Source organism: Sabulibacter ruber, assembly GCF_017355955.1.
In the GTDB taxonomy this organism is placed as follows: Bacteria; Bacteroidota; Bacteroidia; order Cytophagales; family Hymenobacteraceae; genus Nibribacter; species Nibribacter ruber_A.
In genome coordinates this window covers 1-313 of sequence record NZ_JAFFID010000067.1, presented here as the reverse complement: position 1 = coordinate 313, position 313 = coordinate 1, and the positions used below count along the sequence as shown (strand labels likewise).

Genomic DNA, 313 nt, shown 5'->3' with positions numbered 1-313 from the left:
GTTCCGTTGACGCAACTGGTTCGTTTGACGCAAGCAGCCCGGTTGACGCACGCAAGCGTGTTGACGCAATCGCCGCCTTCCTCGCCCGCAACGGGCTGGGCGGCGCCCGGCGCACGCCGCTGGCCGGCGATGCCTCGGCCCGCCGCTACGAGCGGGTGGAGAAGCCCGGCGGCGGCACGGTGATCCTGGTGGACACCCCGGCCCCAGCCGACGACTTGGTCCCCTTCATCGTCATCGGCGAGACCCTGCGCCGGCTCGGTCTGTCGGCGCCGGAGATCCTGGCGGCGGAGGTCGAGGCCGGCCTCGCGATCCA

Annotated in this window: 1 protein-coding gene; it reads left to right on the top strand. The window is 72.2% G+C overall.

The window, feature by feature from the left end:
* Positions 1 to 313 (top strand): hypothetical protein (locus JT719_RS24475; protein WP_207436408.1); only part of this gene is annotated, 313 nt, incomplete at both ends.